General features: G+C 62.5%; 14 protein-coding genes. 1 reads left to right on the forward strand and 13 read right to left on the reverse strand.

The window, feature by feature from the left end:
* From GN234_RS17130 to GN234_RS17155, 6 genes are all read right to left on the reverse strand, one after another.
* Positions 1-2,097, reverse strand: a complete 2,097-nt coding sequence (locus GN234_RS17130) for a biotin/lipoyl-binding protein (RefSeq protein WP_176688811.1) — start codon at positions 2,095-2,097, stop codon at positions 1-3.
* Position 2,098: 1 nt separating this feature from the next.
* Entirely contained in the window at positions 2,099-3,418 is a 1,320-nt protein-coding gene (locus GN234_RS17135) for an efflux RND transporter periplasmic adaptor subunit (RefSeq protein ID WP_109751862.1), read from the reverse strand.
* Positions 3,415-4,191, reverse strand: coding sequence for an efflux RND transporter periplasmic adaptor subunit (locus GN234_RS17140; RefSeq protein WP_109751861.1), 777 nt, complete (start codon positions 4,189-4,191; stop codon positions 3,415-3,417). The genes GN234_RS17135 and GN234_RS17140 overlap by 4 nt, the downstream gene beginning before the upstream one ends.
* 263 nt (positions 4,192-4,454) lie before the next feature.
* Positions 4,455-6,890: an alpha/beta fold hydrolase gene (locus tag GN234_RS17145; protein ID WP_176688812.1), complete on the reverse strand. Its 2,436-nt coding sequence runs from the start codon at positions 6,888-6,890 to the stop codon at positions 4,455-4,457.
* A gap of 9 nt (positions 6,891-6,899) precedes the next feature.
* Positions 6,900-8,342, reverse strand: a complete 1,443-nt coding sequence (locus tag GN234_RS17150; protein WP_176688813.1) for a TIGR01777 family oxidoreductase — start codon at positions 8,340-8,342, stop codon at positions 6,900-6,902.
* Complete coding sequence (locus tag GN234_RS17155; RefSeq protein WP_176689600.1) at positions 8,335-8,763, reverse strand: cell division protein; 429 nt, start codon at positions 8,761-8,763, stop codon at positions 8,335-8,337. Before GN234_RS17155 ends, GN234_RS17150 begins: the two co-directional genes overlap by 8 nt.
* A gap of 692 nt (positions 8,764-9,455) precedes the next feature.
* On the opposite strand from GN234_RS17155, the gene GN234_RS17160 reads away from it, so the two are divergent.
* Positions 9,456-9,824, forward strand: a complete 369-nt coding sequence (locus tag GN234_RS17160; RefSeq protein WP_176688814.1) for a DUF6124 family protein — start codon at positions 9,456-9,458, stop codon at positions 9,822-9,824.
* A gap of 162 nt (positions 9,825-9,986) precedes the next feature.
* On the opposite strand, the gene GN234_RS17165 is transcribed toward GN234_RS17160, so the two are convergent.
* The 7 genes from GN234_RS17165 to GN234_RS17195 form a co-directional block, all read right to left on the reverse strand.
* Positions 9,987-10,853 (reverse strand): ABC transporter permease, encoded by an 867-nt coding sequence (locus tag GN234_RS17165; protein WP_109751857.1) that lies wholly within the window; start codon positions 10,851-10,853, stop codon positions 9,987-9,989.
* An 11-nt stretch (positions 10,854-10,864) separates the two neighbouring features.
* Positions 10,865-11,725: an ABC transporter ATP-binding protein gene (locus GN234_RS17170; protein WP_116833908.1), complete on the reverse strand. Its 861-nt coding sequence runs from the start codon at positions 11,723-11,725 to the stop codon at positions 10,865-10,867.
* Positions 11,726-11,730: 5 nt separating this feature from the next.
* Positions 11,731-12,756, reverse strand: a complete 1,026-nt coding sequence (locus GN234_RS17175; protein WP_109751855.1) for an ABC transporter substrate-binding protein — start codon at positions 12,754-12,756, stop codon at positions 11,731-11,733.
* 37 nt (positions 12,757-12,793) lie between these two features.
* Positions 12,794-13,696, reverse strand: a complete 903-nt coding sequence (locus tag GN234_RS17180; protein WP_176688815.1) for a TauD/TfdA dioxygenase family protein — start codon at positions 13,694-13,696, stop codon at positions 12,794-12,796.
* Positions 13,697-14,108: 412 nt separating this feature from the next.
* Entirely contained in the window at positions 14,109-15,476 is a 1,368-nt protein-coding gene (locus GN234_RS17185; RefSeq protein WP_109751853.1) for an HlyD family type I secretion periplasmic adaptor subunit, read from the reverse strand.
* A complete protein-coding gene (locus GN234_RS17190) occupies positions 15,466-17,622 on the reverse strand; it encodes a type I secretion system permease/ATPase (protein WP_109752337.1) in 2,157 nt (718 codons plus the stop codon). Before GN234_RS17190 ends, GN234_RS17185 begins: the two co-directional genes overlap by 11 nt.
* A gap of 36 nt (positions 17,623-17,658) precedes the next feature.
* A complete protein-coding gene (locus GN234_RS17195) occupies positions 17,659-19,008 on the reverse strand; it encodes a TolC family outer membrane protein (RefSeq protein WP_109751852.1) in 1,350 nt (449 codons plus the stop codon).
* Positions 19,009-19,361 lie beyond the last annotated feature (353 nt).

Raw genomic sequence — 19,361 nt, forward strand, 5'->3', positions numbered from 1 at the left:
TTAAAAGCCGCTTTCCCTGACCCCCAACGCCGCCAACCGGCGCCAGGCCGCTCCCAACACCGACTCGCCCTTGCCCTGCAACACCGCCACGCCACGCAACGGTTGCACCGGAGCCAACGCGTCATCGACCGCACTCAGGCGCACGCCATATTGCGCCTGCACGGGCTCAGCCCGTTGCTGCGAATCGCGGCGTACCGCAATCGGTCCGTGATGATCGGACGTCAACGCTTGCTGTTCGACCCAGGCCACGCCGTTGGTGTCGATTTCATTCAACTGCACGGCAATCGAGGCGTGCATCGGATCGTCAGCGATGAAGCGTCCCGTGGCACCCGGTCCGACCCGCCAAAGCTCGGCTTCGGTCAGGTATCCGCGTAACCGCGAATCGGTCTGCACCACCCGCGCCAGCACCTGCGTGGGCGACAACCAGCGCCCGACCGGGAGTTGTGGCAACAAGTCGCGCACCTGGCCGGCATGGGGCGCACGCAACAACAGGCGTTCACGCTGGGCGACCAGGCCCCGGTACTCGGCCACCGCTTCGGCCAGTTGCTGTTCGATGATGCCGGCATCGGCGGCGGTTTCGCTGCGCCCGGCCTGGCGACGCATCTGCAACTGCTGGATCTCGATTTCCCGACGCACGATGGTCAGGCGCGAGGCCATATCCGGCGATTCCAGCTCGATCAGCACATCGCCCTGGGCCACGGTCTGGCCGTCGCGCACATTCACCTGCTTGATCCGCGCCGCCACCGGCGCGTGCAAGGCACTGGCACGCCCGGCCTCGAGCATGGCCGGCACTTCCACAGCGCTGCGCCAGGGCAGCAACAACACCAGCAGCAACGCCAGCAGTGCCAGGGCGCTCAGGAACACCCGTGCACCATGGGCCTGCTCGCGGCGACTCCACCATTGCCGCCATTCATTCACGATGGGCATAAAAATGAACCACACCAATTCCACCATCATCAGAAAAATGCCCAGCACCTTGAAGAACAGGTGATAGACCGCCAGGGCAATCCCGAAAAACAACAACGCCCGCCATAACCAGGAACCATAGCCCCACACCAGCAAACGGCGACGCATCTTCGGGGACCAGGGTTCCGGGGCCGCCGCGCCATAACCGAACAAGGCTTCGCGCAGGCGCCAGCGGCACAGGGCGAACGCCCTCCCCTGAAGGTTGTCCACCGCCCAGAAATCACTGAGCAGGAAATACCCGTCGAAGCGCATGAATGGGTTCAGGTTGATGATCAACGTGGTGATCCACGTGGCACTGGCCAGCATGAACGCTGCCGTGCGCGCCGGCCCGTCGGGCAACAGCGACCAGGCCAGCAACGCGACGCACGCCAGCAGCAGCTCGGCCAGGACCCCGCCGGCACCGATCAGCAGTCGCGCGCGACGATCGTTGATTCGCCAGGCGTCGCTGACGTCGGTATAGAACATCGGCAACAGCACCATGAACGCCACACCCATGCTTTGCACACGACAACCGGCGCGCTTGGCCATGAAGGCGTGGCCGAATTCATGACACAGCTTGGCAAAGAGCAACGCCGTCCCAAAGGCCAGCGCACCGCCCAGGCTGAACAGGTGGGGAAAGGTCGCGACGAAGCGCTGCCAATCCCGTGAAACCAGGAAAATACCCAGGCCCAGGGTCAGCGGCAGGCCATAGCGCAGGATCCCGGGGCCGAACCGCGCCAACCAGGGCCAGGCACGATTGAGAAAGGCGTCCGGGCGCCATAGCGGAATGCGAAAAAACAGGTATTGATGCAGCAGGATCTGCCACAGGGTCTGGCGCTGGGCGGCGGTCTTGAATTGATAGCTGTCGCGCTGTTGCGGGTCCATGGCACTGATCAGATCGTGACCGCGCAAGAAGCCCAGCAGTTGCTCCAGGGATTCGCCATTGAGCGGCAGGCCCGGCTCGCGGTTCGCAGCTTGCAGCACTTGCTCCGGATCACCCAGGGACCAGTGCCGCAGCATGCGCATCGCCGCTGCGCCAAGCTTGAAATAACGCCCGCGCACCGGATCGGCCAGGGTCCATTGGGGCGAACCATCCGGGTCCGGGGCTGCCGGGGACAATTGCAGGTCCGGCCGCAGGCTCGGCAGCTCCATGCTACAGACCTACGCTCTGGCGCAGGCCGGCCAGTGGCCGACGCAACAGGTACAATGCCAGCGGCGCACGGTCGCCGAAGACCTTCGCCGTGCCCCGCAGGCCGATGCGCGGCGCGGCCGCATCGAAACGCGCATCCAACCGATACGCCAGTTGCCCGGCGGCGGTAGGCTGCGCTTCATAGGCCGAACGCTCCAGCCAGGCCAGGTGTCGCTGCAACGGATCACTGTCGAGAAACAACGCCACTTGCGCACCGGGCTCCAAGGCAATCGCGTCGCCTACCGCCAATTCAATGCGCAACTCGGCCTGGTTCGGATCGGCGATTTCCATCAATCGCTCGCCGGTCTGCACCGGTTTGCCGAGCCAGCGTTCGGCATCGGCGAACACTGCAATACCATCGCGCTCGGCGCGGACTTCGCTGCGCTTGAGCAGTTCAAGCGCGTAGTTGCGTTCGGCGCGTTTCTGTTCGACACGGGCGGCCAGCAAATCAATCTTCGAACTCGACTCTGCGTCGGCAAACGAGCGCTGGGAATTGGCCTTGAGTTCCGCCTCGGCCACGCCCAACGCACGCTCGGCGACATCGGCCTGGGCCTTGAGGCTGGTGCTTTCGAAACGCAGCAGCAGGTCACCGTTCTTGACGGTCTGGTTAGGCTTGACCAGGAACTCGGCGATCACCCCGTCCAACGGCGCCGCCACCACCTGCCCGCCCAACGGCACCACTTCGGCCGGGGCCAACACGGACTGGCGCACCGGAATCAACAACCCCAGCAGCAACACCGCCACCAGGGCGACCTGGCGCTTGCGTGTCCAGCGCAGGCGCCACGGCTTGCGCGGTTGCAGCGCCAGCCAGGCGTGGCTGTAGGTGTCGCCCAGTTGCGACAGCAGCACTTGCTCGGGCGGGGTCCATGGCAGGTCGCGGGCCAGCCACAAACCGCCAAACACCTGGCCCTGATGATCGATCAATGGCAGCCAGAAGACTTGGCCGGCCGACAGGCTTCGCCAGTCTGCCCGGATGGATTCGTTGACCAGATCGGCGCTAATCACCCGAGCCTGGTTCAACACTCCCTGTTTGAACAACTGCGCCACCGCCTGCTCGACGAACGCCACAAATGGCGCGTTCGGCTCCACGGCACTGACACCGGTCACGGCCTGAACCTTGCCAGCGATCAATAACGCGGCGTGGCGAAAGCCGAACAGGGCCTGGCCGTCGTTGACCAGGCTGTAGCTCAACTGCGCCGGCGTACGCGCAGCCCGCGTCTGGCGTTCCAGGTCGAGGAAGCGGGCGAACACCTGTTCGGCGCTGCCCGTTATCGGCGCGTTCACTTGGGCTCCGCGAAACGCGCGGTACCACTCATGCCGGACAGCAAGCCGCTGGCATCCGGCACGCTCGCCACCAGCAGCAAGGTTTGGCTGCCCTCATCGATGCGCGCGCCCAGGCGCTTGACCGTCGCCTGCAACGGCTTGCCGGTTTCATCGGGGACAAAGGTGAAAGGTTGACCGGGCTTGAGCCGGTCCATCCAACGCGAAGGCACCAGCAGATGGATCTCCAGGGTGCGGTTGTCGACCACATCCAGCAACGGCGCACCGGCCGCTACGCTTTCATAACGCTGGACCTTGCGCGCCACCACTTGCCCGTCGAACGGTGCGATCACGCTGCAGCGCTTGACCTGGACCTGATACACCTGGGACTGCGCCTGAGTCTCGCTGAGCCGGGCCTCGGCCCGCGACACTTCAAACCGCCCGACTGATTTCAAGGCCGCCAACTGCCGGTTATGCGCCAGTTCTTCACCGGCACCACGGCTGGCCGCCTGGGCCGCGTTGAGCTGGGCCTGATACGCCGAGCAGTCGAAACGCGCCAGGGTGTCGCCCTTCTTGAACGACTCGCCCTCACTGAACGGCAACTCGACGATACGCCCGGCCAACTCGCTGGCCAGCACCGCCTGATCCCGTGCCCGAAGCACCCCTCGCGCCTCGTTGCCAGACGCACTGGCCGAGACGTTGCTCTCAAGCAATGGATCGTCTGCTACAGGCGTTTGCGCCTGGACACCGCACGTTACAAAGGCCAATCCCACAACCCAACTACTCAAACGCCGCATGACCGTTACTCCCTGACGGATGGGCGGAGTCTACGACAGCGGTGAGAGGCGTCAAGGGAGGAGCTGTGAGAGGTGAGAAATCTGATGGTCATACACGCTCTGTGGCGAGGGGATTTATCCCCGCTGGGCTGCGCAGCAGACCCAAAGCAATTTATTCAATTTCCCTGGTTCAACGAGGTGTCAGGTTTCGGGACTGCTGCGCAGTCCAGCGGGAGCAAGCTCCCTCGCCACAGGTTCTGTGATCGACGATCATCGCGCAGGGCCTACTCCACCAACGTCAACTCACCATCGCAATACACCACCTCACGCCCCAACCAAGCCACATCGACCTGAGGCAATACCGCCGAGGGTTTGCGCAGTTCACGCAGTAGCGTCGAGCCGTGGGACAAACGCCCACCCATGCGTGCAATCACCGCCCGGGCGCTTTGATAGTGGGCGTGGCGGCCGGGGTCGAGGGTGTCTTCCAGCAGAATGTCCTCGCCCAAAATGCCTTGGGCTTGACCCGGGTAGATCAGGAAGCCACTCGCCTGCTCGGTGCCTTCACGACCGTCCTGCCAGAAGCTGCCGTCGCGGCTGCGGATGTCCGGGTGCGGCGCGAACCAATGCGCCCGATCGGCTAACGGCATGGCGTGATGCAGGCGAAAGAAGATCCGCATCAGGTTGTCGCGATACCATTCGCGTACTTGCAGGTAGTAACCGCGCAAACCCGGCAGACCAGCGCCGTGAGCCAGGCGAATCGCCAGGGGCCATTGGGGGAATACCTGCAGCGGCAGCTCGGTCGGGGTCGGGCGTGGCGTCGCCGGGTCGGTTTCCCACGGCAGTCGATGGGGGCTGTGTTCAAGGTTGTCATAGGCGGTCGGCGGTCGTCCCAGCAGATCGCCGCCGCTGCTGGCCAACGCGGTCGCGATGCATAGATTGCCCTGCACCACGAACACATAGAACCGGGTGAACCAGTCAGCCAGTTGTTGGCCGCCAGCGCTTTGGGCGGTCAGTTCATGCAGCTCTCGGTCGAAGCGTTGCAAGCCGTTTTCCAGCGTCAGCAAATGACCACGCGCAATGCGCTGCATACGCAGGAACAATGGCAGCGAACGGAGCAAGCGCAGGGGCCGCCAAGGTAAATGCGGGGTGGCGCCACCGACCTCACCGGCGTAGTTGCTGGCACTGATGCCCCAGTCGGCCAGTCGGGCGAGAAACAGGTCGTTGTTGATATAGGAAGCGCCGCCAAACACCGCCGTGAAGGGCTCGTTGTCCTGCAACACCCTTGAGTCCCAACGGGCCATGATCGCCGGGATGCTCGCCGCCGCGCGGCGCTGGGCGTACTCCACCAACACGCTGGGCTGCGGCGGCAGGATCTCGGCGATGTTGGCGGCAGTCAGATGGCGGCGCCAGCCGTAGTCGCTGATCGGCCGGTACTGCAGCAGCCAGAGTTGCGTGCCGTCCCAGGCCCATTCGACGTCGCCGGGCACGTAGTGAAAGACCCGCAATACGCCTTGGAGAAACCGCCATAACGCTTCGGCGGTGAGGCCATGGGCTGGCTTGAATGCACCGCTGTTCCATGACTCGCCGAGACGGGAAATGATCGCCCGCTCGGGGCTCACCTGGCCATCGGCCAACGACTCCAGGTGACCTTCGACCCATTCCAACTCAACTGACAGGTGACGCACGAAGGCAATCCCGGACAGTCGCGGCGCGATGAAGCGCTGCACCACCACTTCCTCGACACCTGCCGCACTCAACTCGGCAATCCGCGCCGGTACGTTGTCCGTCGGCTCACGCAGGTACGTGGTGCTCAAGCCCGCGTTGGCCGCATCGGCTTGATCCTCCCCGTAACTGGAGGAGCGTACTGCCCAGATAGCATGCGGTTGGCTCTCCAGAAATTTTGGCAAGCGCGGATCATCGCAATCGTTGAGCGACAGCGCCGCAGGCACCGGCTGCCCAGCCAGTGCCGCCAGCCGCAAGCGACCGCCCTTGGTATGCGCGACGAAGCCACGTTCGCCCGATTCCAGCCACGCCGCGAACTCAGCGGGTGAGTCGATCCACGGGTAGTGGCCCCAACCGGGTTTCAGGCTGATGGTCAAATCGGCACGGGCAAGAATGGCCGACCATGCCGCCGCTTGGGCGACGCCCAGTACCTTGTCCTGATCGCCCCACACCAGTTCGACCGGGTCGGTGATCCACTCCAATAACGGCAACGCGGTGTCCGCGCGCACCAGATCCCAGTGCGGCACAAAGGCTCGGCAGCGGGCGTACCCGGCGCCCATGCGTTGGTACTGCGCGGACGTCCAGGTCTGGCGGGAGAACTTGTGGGCGAACAGCGTCGGCTTGTTCGCCAGCAGCCAGTGAATGGTCTTGCGGATTGGCAGCGGTGACATCAACGCCGGCAACCGCCGCTGCCACAAAAACGCGCCCACCGGCGCCAGCAACACACTGCGGCAAAAGTGCCCGGGCTCGCGTTGCAGCGCGTGGAGCACCAGCAAAGCGTTGACCCCGACCGCCATGATCGCGCAGCCCTTGTCCGTTGCCGCCAGCAACGCTTGGGCGTAGGCCGTCAGGTCTTCGCAGGGAGCCTGAGGGTTGCTGCCGAAGCCGGGCAGCTCCAGCGGCACCACGTCGTAGTGTTGAAAGTGCGGCAACGCATCGTCCCACCAATCGGCGGCGCTACCGTTGCCGGCCAGCAGGTACATCCGCGGCTTGCTCATGGATGCTCCTCAGGCCAGGTCGCGCAGGGCAGCGTCGAGCGTCGGGTAACGGAACGTATAACCCGCCTCGACGAGACGGCTCGGCAGCACACGCTGGCCGTCGAAAAACAACTGCGCCATTTCGCCGGCCAGGGCGCGCACCGGCGCGGCGGGAATGTTGAACCACACCGGGCGCTTGAGCACCTTGCCGACGCTTTCGGCGAACAGCGCCTGACTGACTGTTTCTGGTGCCACCAGGTTGTAGGTGCCGCTCAGGTTTTCGTCATCGAAGGCGCGGGCGATGACGGCAATCACGTCGTCGCGGTGCACCCAACTCATGATTTGCCGACCATCGCCCATCCGCCCGCCGAACCCCAGGCGAAACGGAATCAGCAACGGCAGCAACGCACCGCCCGGACCGAACACCACGCCCAGGCGCATCACCACCTGGCGCACGCCCAGCTCGGTGGCGGGCAACGCCGAGGCTTCCCAGCGCGCACAGAGTTCGGCCATGAAACCATCGCCCCGGGCAGCGCTTTCATCGAGGCTCTCACTGGCATCACGCACGCCGTAGAAGCCGATGGCAGAAGCTTGAATCCACAGCGCGGGCTTGTGCCGGGCGTTGTTCAGCCAAGCCATCAATGCCTCGGTGGTATTGACCCGGCTGGCGATGAGTTGCGCCTGACGCTTGGGGCTCCAGCGTGGGCCGGCAACCGGTGCGCCCGCCAGGTTGATCACCACATCGAAGGTTTCGTCATGGCCCAGCTTGCCCAGCGAACGCAGGCAACGGGCGCGGCCATCGAACAGGTAGGCCGCCTTCAATGGATCGCGAGCCAATACGCTGACCGTGTGCCCGGCGTCGAGCAGTTGGTTGACCAGGGTTTCGCCGATAAACCCGGTGCCACCGGTGACCAACACGCGCTTGTAGCCGCCACCGGCAAACGGGTTGGCGGGCTTGCCCGCGCGTTGCATGCGCAAGGCCGCCAAGCCGTCGCGAATCCCCGAGGCCGTGACGCCGATGGCGAACAAGGTCAGCAACCAACCGCGCCAGCCCAGGTCGATCCCGCTCAGGCCGGTGGGCAAACTCGCCCACTGCGCCAGTTGCACACCGTACAACGCGAAGAAGGCACCGCCGTTGACCGCCAGCACCGTGTGCATGATGCGTTCGATGGGCGGCAGCTTGCGGCTCCGGTCTTCGACCACGAAGTCCCAGAGCGTCAGGCCGATCTCCAAGGCGAACAGCAAGGCGATGACAATCGCCCACGTGCCTTCGAAGGCCAAATGCGCAATGCCCAGGAACAGGATCCCGTAGAAGCACGAACGCAAGGCATGGATGGACAATTCCAACCGGGCACTGTGGCGATAGGGCAAGGCGACGGTAAGTTCGTGGTGATACAGGGTGTCCAGCGCACCGAGGACAGCCTGGGCAATCAACAGCGTGATAGCCCAGTCCAGCAGTGAAAAGTCAGGCATGGTTTGAATCACTCGACGCGTTGTCAGTCAGGGATGTGCGGCGGTCGTGGCGATAGAGCCAGAACAGCGGCGGCAGTAATACGAGCAGTGCGAAGCCGTCGAACCACAGGTGCGACCAGACCCGGGCCTGGGCAGAGATCAACATGTCCTGGGGCGCCCAGAGCACGATGCCAGCGATCAACCAGCCCCAAGGCATGGCGCACTTCAGACGACTGCCTATGTGCACGAGGGCAAGCATGTACAGCCCATAGCTTTGCAACGTGGCGCCGAACAAGGCCAGCCACCAGACTTGCTGCGTGCGGGCCGTCGCGGGCACCACCGCGTCCGCGCCCCAGAAAGCCTGCTCGATGTTCTGCAGATAATCGTCGAGCAAACCCGAATGACCGGCCCAGGTCAGCGTAACGCCGGCGAGCAGATGCATCAGGGCGGCGGCATATAACCAAACGACCAGGGCTTTGCGAAGGGTGCTGGGAGGGGGTTGGCATTCCATGTCCTGAAGGCTTGCTTGAGGGCCGCCAGTCTAAAGGAAATGGACGGGGCTTTACTTGGCTAATGGGCTGGGCAGCGATAAATAAAATCCGCCGCCTGGAGCGCTTGAAACCTGCGCCCCGCACCCAAGCCGAACACAGTTGTGGCGAGGGGATTTATCCCCGCTGGGCTGCGTAGCAGCCCTAAAAGCGGCCGCCTCGGTGTGTCAGGTTGTTGGTCTTCAGCCATTTGGAGGGCTGCTGCGCAGCCCAGCGGGGATAAATCCCCTCGCCACAGGTTCTGTGTACCGCTTACCTACAGCAGGGTCCTAGGAGATTTCCTTCAAGTTGCGGCGATGTTGGTGAACTTGTCCGGCTTGGGGCTCACCGCTAGTCTGAGTTTGTCACTGAAAAAACGGTGACACGGACGTGCAAGTCCGAACAAACTGTTTAGGATGCACCGCTACATCGCTCAGGGGGCTTCTTCTTCCCACTGGCTTCATGGCGGCTGCGCGCAGGAGATCCTTGGATCTGCTGGGTGTCCTAAACAGGCCCGGTCTTGCACACCTGCGTACGGCCGCCACCCCATTCGCGTGCAAGCGGACGGTAACGGCTTCCAACTAATTTACTGTTTAGGATTTTTCTAATGTTCAAAGTCACTCCGAATCCGCCAGGAAGCCCTGGCAGCACCTCCGACAAATCCTCGAAAACCAAACTCGACGAAGCCGCCGAACGCGCCCTCGACTACTACCTCAACCCCAAACCCACCGATGAAGCCTCGGGCAAAACCCAAACCGCCCAACTCTTCATGGTCGCCCCGGACATCGACACCGAAACCCTCCTGGCCAATGCCTCCGAAGACCTGCTGTCCATCAGCGCCATCGCCGCCGACCTGGCGGATGATGTCGATGGCACACGTCGCAGCGTGATCCTGGCGATCAGCCGTATGGCCGATGGGGTGCATTTGTTGGTGGAGCGGGCGATGGATCGACTGGAGGTTCAAGCTGCGCGCTGACAGAGCTGCGCTGAATTGAAAACCGTCATCGCGAGCAGGCTCGCTCCCACATTGCATCTGTGTTGGCTGAGATATCCGCGACACAGCCAATCGCCCTGTGGGAGCGAGCCTGCTCGCGATGACGTCAGCCCAGGCACCCCGAACTGTGGCGAGCAGTACTGATCAACGCTGCATCCCCCAGCGCTTCACCGTCACCCGCTCCAGGGAATCAAACACCAGGTTCTCCACCAACAACCCAATCAAAATCACCACCGCCAACCCGGCAAACACCTTATCGGTGTACAGCTCGTTGCGGTTCTGGAAGATGTACCAGCCCAGGCCGCCCTTGCCGCTGGTGGCACCGAACACCAGTTCGGCGGCGATCAGCGTGCGCCAGGCGAAGGCCCAGCCGATTTTCAACCCGGCGAGGATCGACGGCAGCGCCGCCGGGATTAGGATGAACAGCACAAAGCGCAGGCCCTTGAGCCCGTAGTTGCGACCGGCCATGCGCAACGTTTCCGACACACCAAGAAACCCCGCATACATGTTCAACGCCAGCGCCCACAGCACCGAATGCACCAGCACGAAAATCAGGCTGTTCTGCCCCAGGCCGAACCACAGCAGCGCCAGCGGCAACAGGGCGATGGCCGGCAACGGGTTGAACATCGACGTCAGGGTACTGAGCACATCGCGACCGAACTGGGTCGACACGGCCAGCGTGGTCAGGCCAAACGCCAAAACGATGCCCAGCAGGTAGCCCTTGATCAGCACCACCAGGGAAATCCACACCTTGCCCAGCAGCTCGCCGCTGAGTAAGCCGTCGTACAAGGCGCTGGCGGTTTGCAGGAAACCGGGCAGCAACAGGTCATTGTTCTGATAGCGCGCCACACCCTCCCAAAGCAGCGCCAGCAGCAACAGGATCAGGCTTTTGCGCAGCCAGCCCTGTTGCCAGAGGCGCTGACCCAGGGGCAACTCGCGCTCCAGCGGCACGTGGGTCAGGGGTTGCAGATCGACTTCGTATTCTTCGCGCACGGGCGATAAATGGCTCATGGAGGTTCCCCTTAGTACGCGATACGAATATCGGTGAAATCCAGCTCCCGCTCGGCTTCAAGCGGCTGGCCTTCATTGAACAGCAGCCCATGGATACGCCGCGCCGTGTGTTGGAACCCTACGCCACCGAGGCTGTGCAAATCGTATTGATGGCTGTGGATTTCCGCCCGTACACGGCCAGGATGCGGCGACAACAGGAGGATGCGATTGCCCACCACCAACGCCTCTTCGATGGAGTGAGTGACGAACAGCAAGGTGAAGCGCACCTCCTCCCAGAGCAGCAGCAATTCTTCCTGCATCTTGCGCCGGGTCAGGGCATCGAGAGCGGCGAAGGGTTCGTCCATCAAGAGGATTTTCGGCTGCATCGCCAATGCCCGGGCAATCGCGACGCGGGCCTTCATGCCACCGGACAAGGTGTGGGGATAGGCATCGGCAAACGCCGCCAGGCCGACCTTGTCCAGATAATGCAGTGCCCGTTCCTCGGCCTCGCGGCGTTTGAGGGTGTGGGACGCCAGCAGCGCGAACATCACGTTCTGCTTCACGGTTTTCCAGGGCGGCAGTTGATCGAATTCCTGGAACACCACGATCCGGTCCGGCCCCGGCGCACTGACGGTTTGGCCTTGCAAGCGAATCTCGCCCTCGCAAGGCGCAATGAAACCACCAATGGCCTTGAGCAAGGTGGACTTGCCGCAACCGGACGGGCCGAGCAAAACAAAGCGATCCGCCGGGTCGACTTCGAAACTCACCTGGTGGGTGGCCCGTACTACCCGCTGCGGCGTGCGGTATTCCAGGCTGACGTTATCCACCGACAACAACGCGGTTCCGGTGGAAGTGGGGTTGCTGGCCGCGTGGCCTTGCAAACGCGCGTTCATGACGATCAGCTCCCCTGCAACGGTTTGGCGTCCTGGAAGAAATAGTCTTCCCATGACGCGGGTTTGTTCTTGATCGCGCCGACGCGGTAGAGGAATTCGGCCAGCGGGTAGGTGTTTTTCGGCGTGACAGTGAATTCGATCTGCGGGTTATCGATGATCTTCAGCAAGGTCGCCCGGTCGATCTTGGCCTTGGTCACCCGCAGGTAGGTGTCCGCCGCCGCGCCCTTGTCGTTCTGGGCGAACTCGGCCGCTTCGGTCAACGCCTCGACGAACGCCTTGTAGGTCTTCGGGTTTTCATCGCGGAATTTCTCGGTGGCGAACAGCACCGTGGGCGAGTTCGGCCCCAGCACGTCATAGGAGTTGAGCACCACGTGGACGTTGGGGTTTTGCAGCGCCTGGTCCTGGAACGGCGGGTTGGAGAAATGCCCGGTCAACTCGGTGCCGCCGGCAATCAACGCCGCCGTGGCGTCCGGGTGCGGAACCGCCAGGGTGTACTTGTCGAGGCGATTGAAGTCCTTGTCGCCCCACTGCTTCGCGGCGGCGTATTGCAGGAACCGTGACTGCACCGAAACACCCACCGCCGGCACCGCGATGCGGTCCTGCTCGGTGAAGTCGGCGATGGTCTTGACCTTGGGGTTGTTGCTCAACAGGTAATAGGGAAAGTTGCCCAGGGAAGCCACGGCCTTGACGTTCTGCTTGCCACGGGTGCGGTCCCAGACCGTCAACAACGGCCCGACGCCGGCCCCGGCAATGTCGATGGAGCCCGACAGCAACGCATCGTTGACTGCCGCGCCGCCGGACAACTGGGTCCAGTCGACCTTGATGTCGATACCTTCCTGCTTGCCATGCTTCTCGATCAGTTGTTGGTCACGAACCACGTTGAGCAACAGGTAAACGATGCCGAACTGCTCGGCGATACGAATCTCGCCCTCGGCGTGGGCACTGGCGGGCGCGACCAGGCTGCCGGCCAGTAAACTGAACCCCAGGCCGACGGCGGCGGCCAGCGGTGCAAAAGCAATGCGTTTGGACATGGTGAGTCTCCGGGCTCTTTGCGCGCTGCGCAGCCGATCAGAAAGGGGCGTCGCCCTGGATGGTGGTGCGATACAGCTTGCGGCGCAGATGACTCGGGCAACCGGCGGCCAGATGGATCAGCGAACGGTTGTCCCAGAACACCAGGTCATGGGGCTGCCATTGATGGCGATAGATGTTCTGCGGCAGCACGCTGTGGGCATACAGCTCGGCCAGCAGTGCGTTGCTCTCGTCCTCCGGCAGGCCGACGATGCGGGTGGTGAAGCCTTCGCTGACGAACAACGCCTTGCGCCCGGTTTCCGGGTGGGTGCGCACGATCGGATGCACCACTTCCGCGACCTGGGCCAATTGCTCTGGGGTAAGCGTCGGGCGCCAGTTGCCTTCGAATTTGGTTTCGCTGTAGCGCGCCGTGTAGGAATGCGCCGCCGAACGGCCTTCAACCGCTTTACGCAAGGCTTCGGGCAAGCCCTCCCAGGCCTTGTGCATGTCGGCGAACAGCGTGTCGCCACCTTCGCTCGGCAGCTCCTGGGCGTGGAGCATTGAGCCGAGGCTGGGCAGCTCTTTGTAGGAAAGGTCCGAATGCCAGAACTTGCCCGCATCCCCCAGGCCGATGGATTGGCCGTTTTCGATGATGTTGGAGACGATGAGGATTTCCGGATGCCCGGCCAGCAGGAACTGCTTGAGCACATGGATTTGCAGCACGCCGAAACGGCGGCTGAAGGCGATCTGTTGTTCAGGAGTGATGCGCTGGTCGCGGAACACCACAACGTGATAGTCCAGGTGCGCACGATGGATGCGGGCGAAATCCTGGTCATTGATCGGCCGGGACAGGTCCAGCCCGACGATCTCAGCGCCGACGGCATCGGGGAACGGACGGATTTCGAACGACTGCGGCGCAATGTTCGCGATAGGTGAATCTGGAGAATAAGAGACGGCTGACATACATCACTCCCACGCACAGCGCGCTTTACAGGCGCGTGTCGATCAAAAACTCACGGAGGTCCCGTGTCGATTTGTGTCGTGCGGCGCGCCGATTGGTCGGCAGGTACGCAGGAGGATGACTTTAAAGGTATAAGAAAGTTAATTTAAATATTAAAAACACATAACTATATGGCAGAACCTGTGGGAGCGAGCTTGCTCGCGATGACGGTGTGTCAGTGATCGATAAAAATCTGACCTGCCGCTATCGCGAGCAAGCTCGCTCCCACAAGGGCTTGGAGAATGGCACGATCCCGTGGCGAGGGAGCTTGCTCCCGCTGGGGCGCGCAGCGGCCCCAAAAAGCAGTGAGCGCTTCGCACTCAAGCGGGAGCAAGCTCCCTCGCCACAAAAGCGGCAAGCCACAGGCCTGTGTGCCTAGCGCTCGTGCAACGCCTCGGACCGGGCCTTGATGATGGGCTTGAGCAGGTAGCTGAGCACGGTTTTCTTGCCGGTGATGATGTCCACCGAGGCCACCATCCCTGGGATGATCAGCAAGGGCTTTTCAGGCGTGCCCAGGTGGCTGCGTTCGGTGCGCAGCTTGATGATGTAGTAGGTGGTTTTCTTGTCTTCATCGGTGATGGTGTCGGCGCCGATCTGTTCCAGCTTGGCTTTCATCCCGCCGTAGATGGTGTAGTCGTAGGCGGTGAATTTCACCGTGGCGTCCTGGCCGGGGTGCAGGAAGGCAATGTCCTGGGGACGGATTTTCGCTTCCACCAGGATGGTGTCGTCCAGCGGCACGATTTCCACCAGGTCACTACCGGGCTGGATCACCCCGCCGATGGTATTCACGAGCAACTTGTTGACGATACCCCGCACCGGCGATGTCACCAGGGTCCGGCTCACCCGGTCTTCCAGGGCCTTGCCGGTGGCCTGGGCCTTATTCAGATCAGTGCGGGCTTCGTTGAGCTGGGTCAGGGCTTCGCTGCGGAATTTGCCGCGAGTCTCGTCGATCTTGCGCTGCACTTCCTTGATCGCCGATTCGGCGCGGGGGATCGCCAGCGTGGTAGCGTCCAGTTGCCCACGGGTCTCGACTTCGGCGCGCTTGAGCCGCAGCACTTCCACCGGCGACACCGCGCCCTGGGCCACCAACGGCTCGGACATGTTGATTTCCTGGCGCTGCAGCGCCAGGCCGGAGCGATACTGCGCCTGCTTGGAGACGAACTCGCGCAGTTCCTGCTGGCGCTGGATCAACTGCTCCTGCAAGCCGCCGATTTCATCGTGCAACTGCTGGCGACGGCTGATGTACAGCGACTCTTCGCTGGCAGCCTGGCCCGGCACGGCCTTGAGCACATCGGCCGGGAAGTTCAGCGGCCGGTCATCGACCTCGGCACTCAGGCGCTCGACCCGCAACAGCATGGACAGGCGATCAGCCTCGGTTTCGCCGACGTTGGAAACAAACCGCGTGTCATCCAGGCGAATCAGCGACGCGCCGGCGTCGACAATCTGCCCTTCCTTGACGAACAGCTCAGCGACGATGCCGCCTTCCAGGTTCTGGATCTTCTGGATCTTGGACGATGGGATCGCCTTGCCGTCGCCCTTGGTCACTTCGTCGATCTCGGCGAAATTGGCCCACAGCACCAGGAACACAAAGAAGCCGATGATGCCCCAGATCGTCAACCGCACCACCCGCGGAGCGTCCTCGATCAGGGCTTTGTTGACCTCGGGCAGCGGTTGCCCGTGCAGCGAGTCGGAGCCTTTGAAATAGCGGCCCACGGCACCCTTCAAACCGGATTTAAGCAACACTGATCTGCCCCTTCTTCAACGCTTCCATGACAGCGGCTTTCGGGCCGTCGGCGAGAATCTGTCCACGGTCGATCACCAGCAGGCGATCCACCAGCGACAGCAAGGAGGCCCGGTGCGTCACCAGCAGCACGGTCTTGTTTTCCACCACGGCGGCCAGGCGCTGCTTCAAGCGTTCTTCACCGGTGTTGTCCATGGCGCTGGTGGGTTCGTCCAGCAACAGGATGGGCGGGTTGAGCAGCAGCGCGCGGGCCAGGGCGACGTTCTGGCGCTGGCCACCGGACAGGTTCTGCCCGCGCTCACCGACCTGCAGTTCATAGCCTTGCGGATGCAGCCGCGCGAACTCATGCACGCCCGCCAGCTCGGCGGCCTGGAGCACCAACTCGTCTTCGACGTAACGGGCGCCGGAGGTCAGGTTGTCTCGCAGGGTGCCGGCCAGCAACTGGATGTCCTGGGGCACATAGCCAATGTTGTAGCGCAGCTCGCTGACGTCGATCTGGCGGATGTCCACGCCGTCCACCAGCAACGCGCCGTCGTCCGGCTGGTACAGGCCCACCAGCAACTTGGCCAGGGAGCTCTTGCCCGAACCGCTGCGGCCAATGATGCCGATTTTCTCGCCCGGCTTGATCACCAGGTTGATGTTCTTCAGCGCGGCGTTCTGCTGGCCCGGGTAAGTGAAATTCAACTGACGGCATTCGACGGCACCCTGCAATACCTTGCGGCTCAGCGGACGCTCGTCGAAATTGCGTTCCTGGGGCAGCTCCATCATCTGGTCGACCGAGGTCATGGTCACCCGCGCCTGCTGGTAGCGGGTCAGCAGGCCCGACAGCGAAGCCAACGGGCTGAGGGCGCGGCCGCTGAGCATGTAGCAGGCAACCAGCCCACCCATGCTCAGGTTGCCAGCGATGATCAGGTAAACGCCAAAGACGATCATGATCACGCCGGCCAGTTGCTGGATCAGCAAGGTGATGTTCATCGCCAGGCCGGAGAGCATCTTCACCCGCAGTTCGAGGCGACTGAGGGTACCGATGGTCTGTTCCCACTGGTACTGACGCTCGCTCTCGGCGTTGTTGACCTTCACCGCGTCCAGGCCGGCCAGGGTCTCGATCAGGCTGGATTGGCGTTCGGCACCCAGGGCCATGGTGCGCTCCATAGTCGCTACCAGAGGCTTCTGCAAGGCATAGCCAATCAGCAGGGCAATCGGGAACGCCAGCACCGGAATCCACACCAGGTGCCCGCCGATGATCGCGATGACCATGAAAATCAGCAGGGTGAACGGCAGGTCGATCAGGCTGGTGAGGGTCAGCGAGGCGAGGAAGTCCCGCAGGCTCTGGAACTCATGGATGTTCTGGGCAAAACTGCCGACCCGCGCCGGGCGGTACTTCATGGACATGCCGACGATGCGCTCGAACAGCGTCGCCGAGATGATCAGGTCGGTTTTCTTGCCCGCCAGGTCCAGACACAGGCTGCGCAGCATCTTGAGGATCAGGTCGAACACATAGGCGCCGGTGATACCCACGGCCAGCACCCACAGGGTCGATTCGGCCTGGTTCGGCACCACGCGGTCGTAGACGTTCATCACGAACAGTGGCGCGGCCATGGCGATGATGTTGATCAGCAAGCTGGCCGCGATGGCATCGGCGTACAGCCAGCGGGACCGTTTGAGGGTGTCACGAAACCACGAACGCGCCCGGGGAATGAGCGTGCCGTGGTTGACGTCAAATTTATGCTGCGGTTGGGCGAAGAACACCTTGCCGCTGTAGTCATCGGCCAGCAGTTCGCGGCTGATGGTCACCTCACCGCCGTCGCTTTCGCTGAGCAGCAGTCGTGCCTGGTCGTCACCGACCCAGCCCAGCAGCACGGCGCTGCGACCGTCTTTGAGCAGCAACAGCGCTGGCATGGCGATGGGTGGAATTTGCTCGAGCTTGCGTTGCAGCACCCGGCCCTGCAGACCGGCACGGGCGGCGGCACGCGACAATAATTCGACGCTCAGCCGTTGCTTGGGCAGCGGCAGGCCGGTGGTGAGCATCGCCGCGCTGGCCGGCTTCTGATGCAGCATGCAGAGCGCCAACAGACCGTCCAGCAACGGGTCGTCGTGCAGCGTGCGCGGGTCATGAACGAGTTCGACTGGACTGACTTCTGATTCCACGCTCTGCACTCTGACTGATTAAAACGGGTTGTAGACTCAATTCATCCCAGGCAACTGAACCTTGGGTTTCATGTCGTTCTGCACAACCGATGCCAACGGTGCGACCACACCCTGGCTTTTCAACAACTGCCCCATGGTTGCCTTGATCCGGTACTGGGTGAACAGCTGCACGTTTTTGATTTCCGCCAGGCGCCGGGATGCGCTGAACAGCTCGTTTTCGCTGTCGAGCAAGTCGAGCAGGGTCCGCTCGCCGAGGCTGAACTGCTTCTGGTAGGCGGTGCGCACGTTGGCGCTGCGATCCACATATTGCTGGGCGACCGGCACCTGGGCGTTGGCGTTGTTCAAGGCGTTCCAGGCCAGGCCCAGCTCTTCGTTCAACTGGCGCAGCGCGTTGTTGCGGATGTCCAGGGCCTGGTTGGACAGGTACGACTTGGACTCCAGGTCCGCCTTGTTGCTGCCGCCGGCATACAGGTTGAAACGCATGCGCAGCATGGCCTGCCATTCATTGTTGTGGCCGTTCTGGCCGTCCAGGTCGTTGTCGGCCGTGCGACCCAACTCGGCGTCGAAGCGTGGGTAGAAGCTCGACTTGGCGGCTTCGTACTGTTGCTCGGCAGCGGCGATGTCAGCTTCGGCCGAACGCAATACCGGGCTGTTTTCCAGCATCTGGGCGCGGGCTTCGGTCAGGTTGGCCGGCAACAGCGCCATAAAGTCGGCAGGACGTTCCAGTTGATCGGGCAGTTGGCCGACGGCGCTGAGGTAGTTGGTCTCGGCATCGGCCAGGTTGGTCTGTTCGGTGATCAGGTTGTTGCGGGCCTGGGCCATGCGCGCTTCGGCCTGGTCCAGGTCGGCGCCGCTGCCCACGCCACGGGAAGTGCGCAACTTGATCTGGTCGAAGATACGCTCGTGGCTCTTGAGGTTTTCCTCGGCCAAGCGCACGAACTCGCGACGGGTCAGCACGTCCAGGTAGACCTGGGCCACCGTCAACCCGGTGCGCTCGGATGCGTCCAGCAGCGAGTAGGCACGGGCATTGACGGTGGCTTGTTGACGCCCCACTTCGCTGGACGTCGCAAAACCGTCAAAAACCATTTGCGACAGACGCAGGCTCGACTCGCTGCGGTTCAGGGTTTCCCAATGATTGTTACCGCCTGAACGGGTGGTGACGCTGTCGGTGCCTTCACGGCCGTATCCGGCTGCAAGGTCCACTCTAGGCAGGTAGCCGCCCTTGGCGGCCTTGAGTTGGTAATCGGCCGCGAGGCGACTGTTCACACCGGCCTGGATTTCAGGATGGACGTCCAGCGCCTGTTGCATGGCCTGCGGCAAGGTTTGTGCTTGTACGAAACTGGCGGCGAGGGCGAAGGGTAAAGCCTTGAGCAGGTGCGAACGCATGGTTGGATTATTCCCGAAACTCTTGTCTTGAATCACAGCGAAACGTGGCGCTGCATCGGATGATGGCAACCGGAATGACCGTATGTCGGAAAGTTCAAAACAGGAGCTGGAACACGCACCGAAAGAACAGGTCGCCGCTTAAATATCAATGTGACATTACGCCAATGATTGTTTAGGATGGCTGGCATAAGGTCAATAGTTTGGCACAAACAAAATAATTGAAAAATAAGAGCCAAAATATTGACATGTGGAAGCGTCAAATAACCTTACTTTGTGAACATGAACGTCCAGACCGCTGCCGCCTACAAGCTGCCGGGTCCATGGAAGTCTACTGAGCGTGGCACCCGGAGAGT

It is taken from the genome of Pseudomonas bijieensis, assembly GCF_013347965.1.
Taxonomy (GTDB): domain Bacteria; phylum Pseudomonadota; class Gammaproteobacteria; order Pseudomonadales; family Pseudomonadaceae; genus Aquipseudomonas; species Aquipseudomonas bijieensis.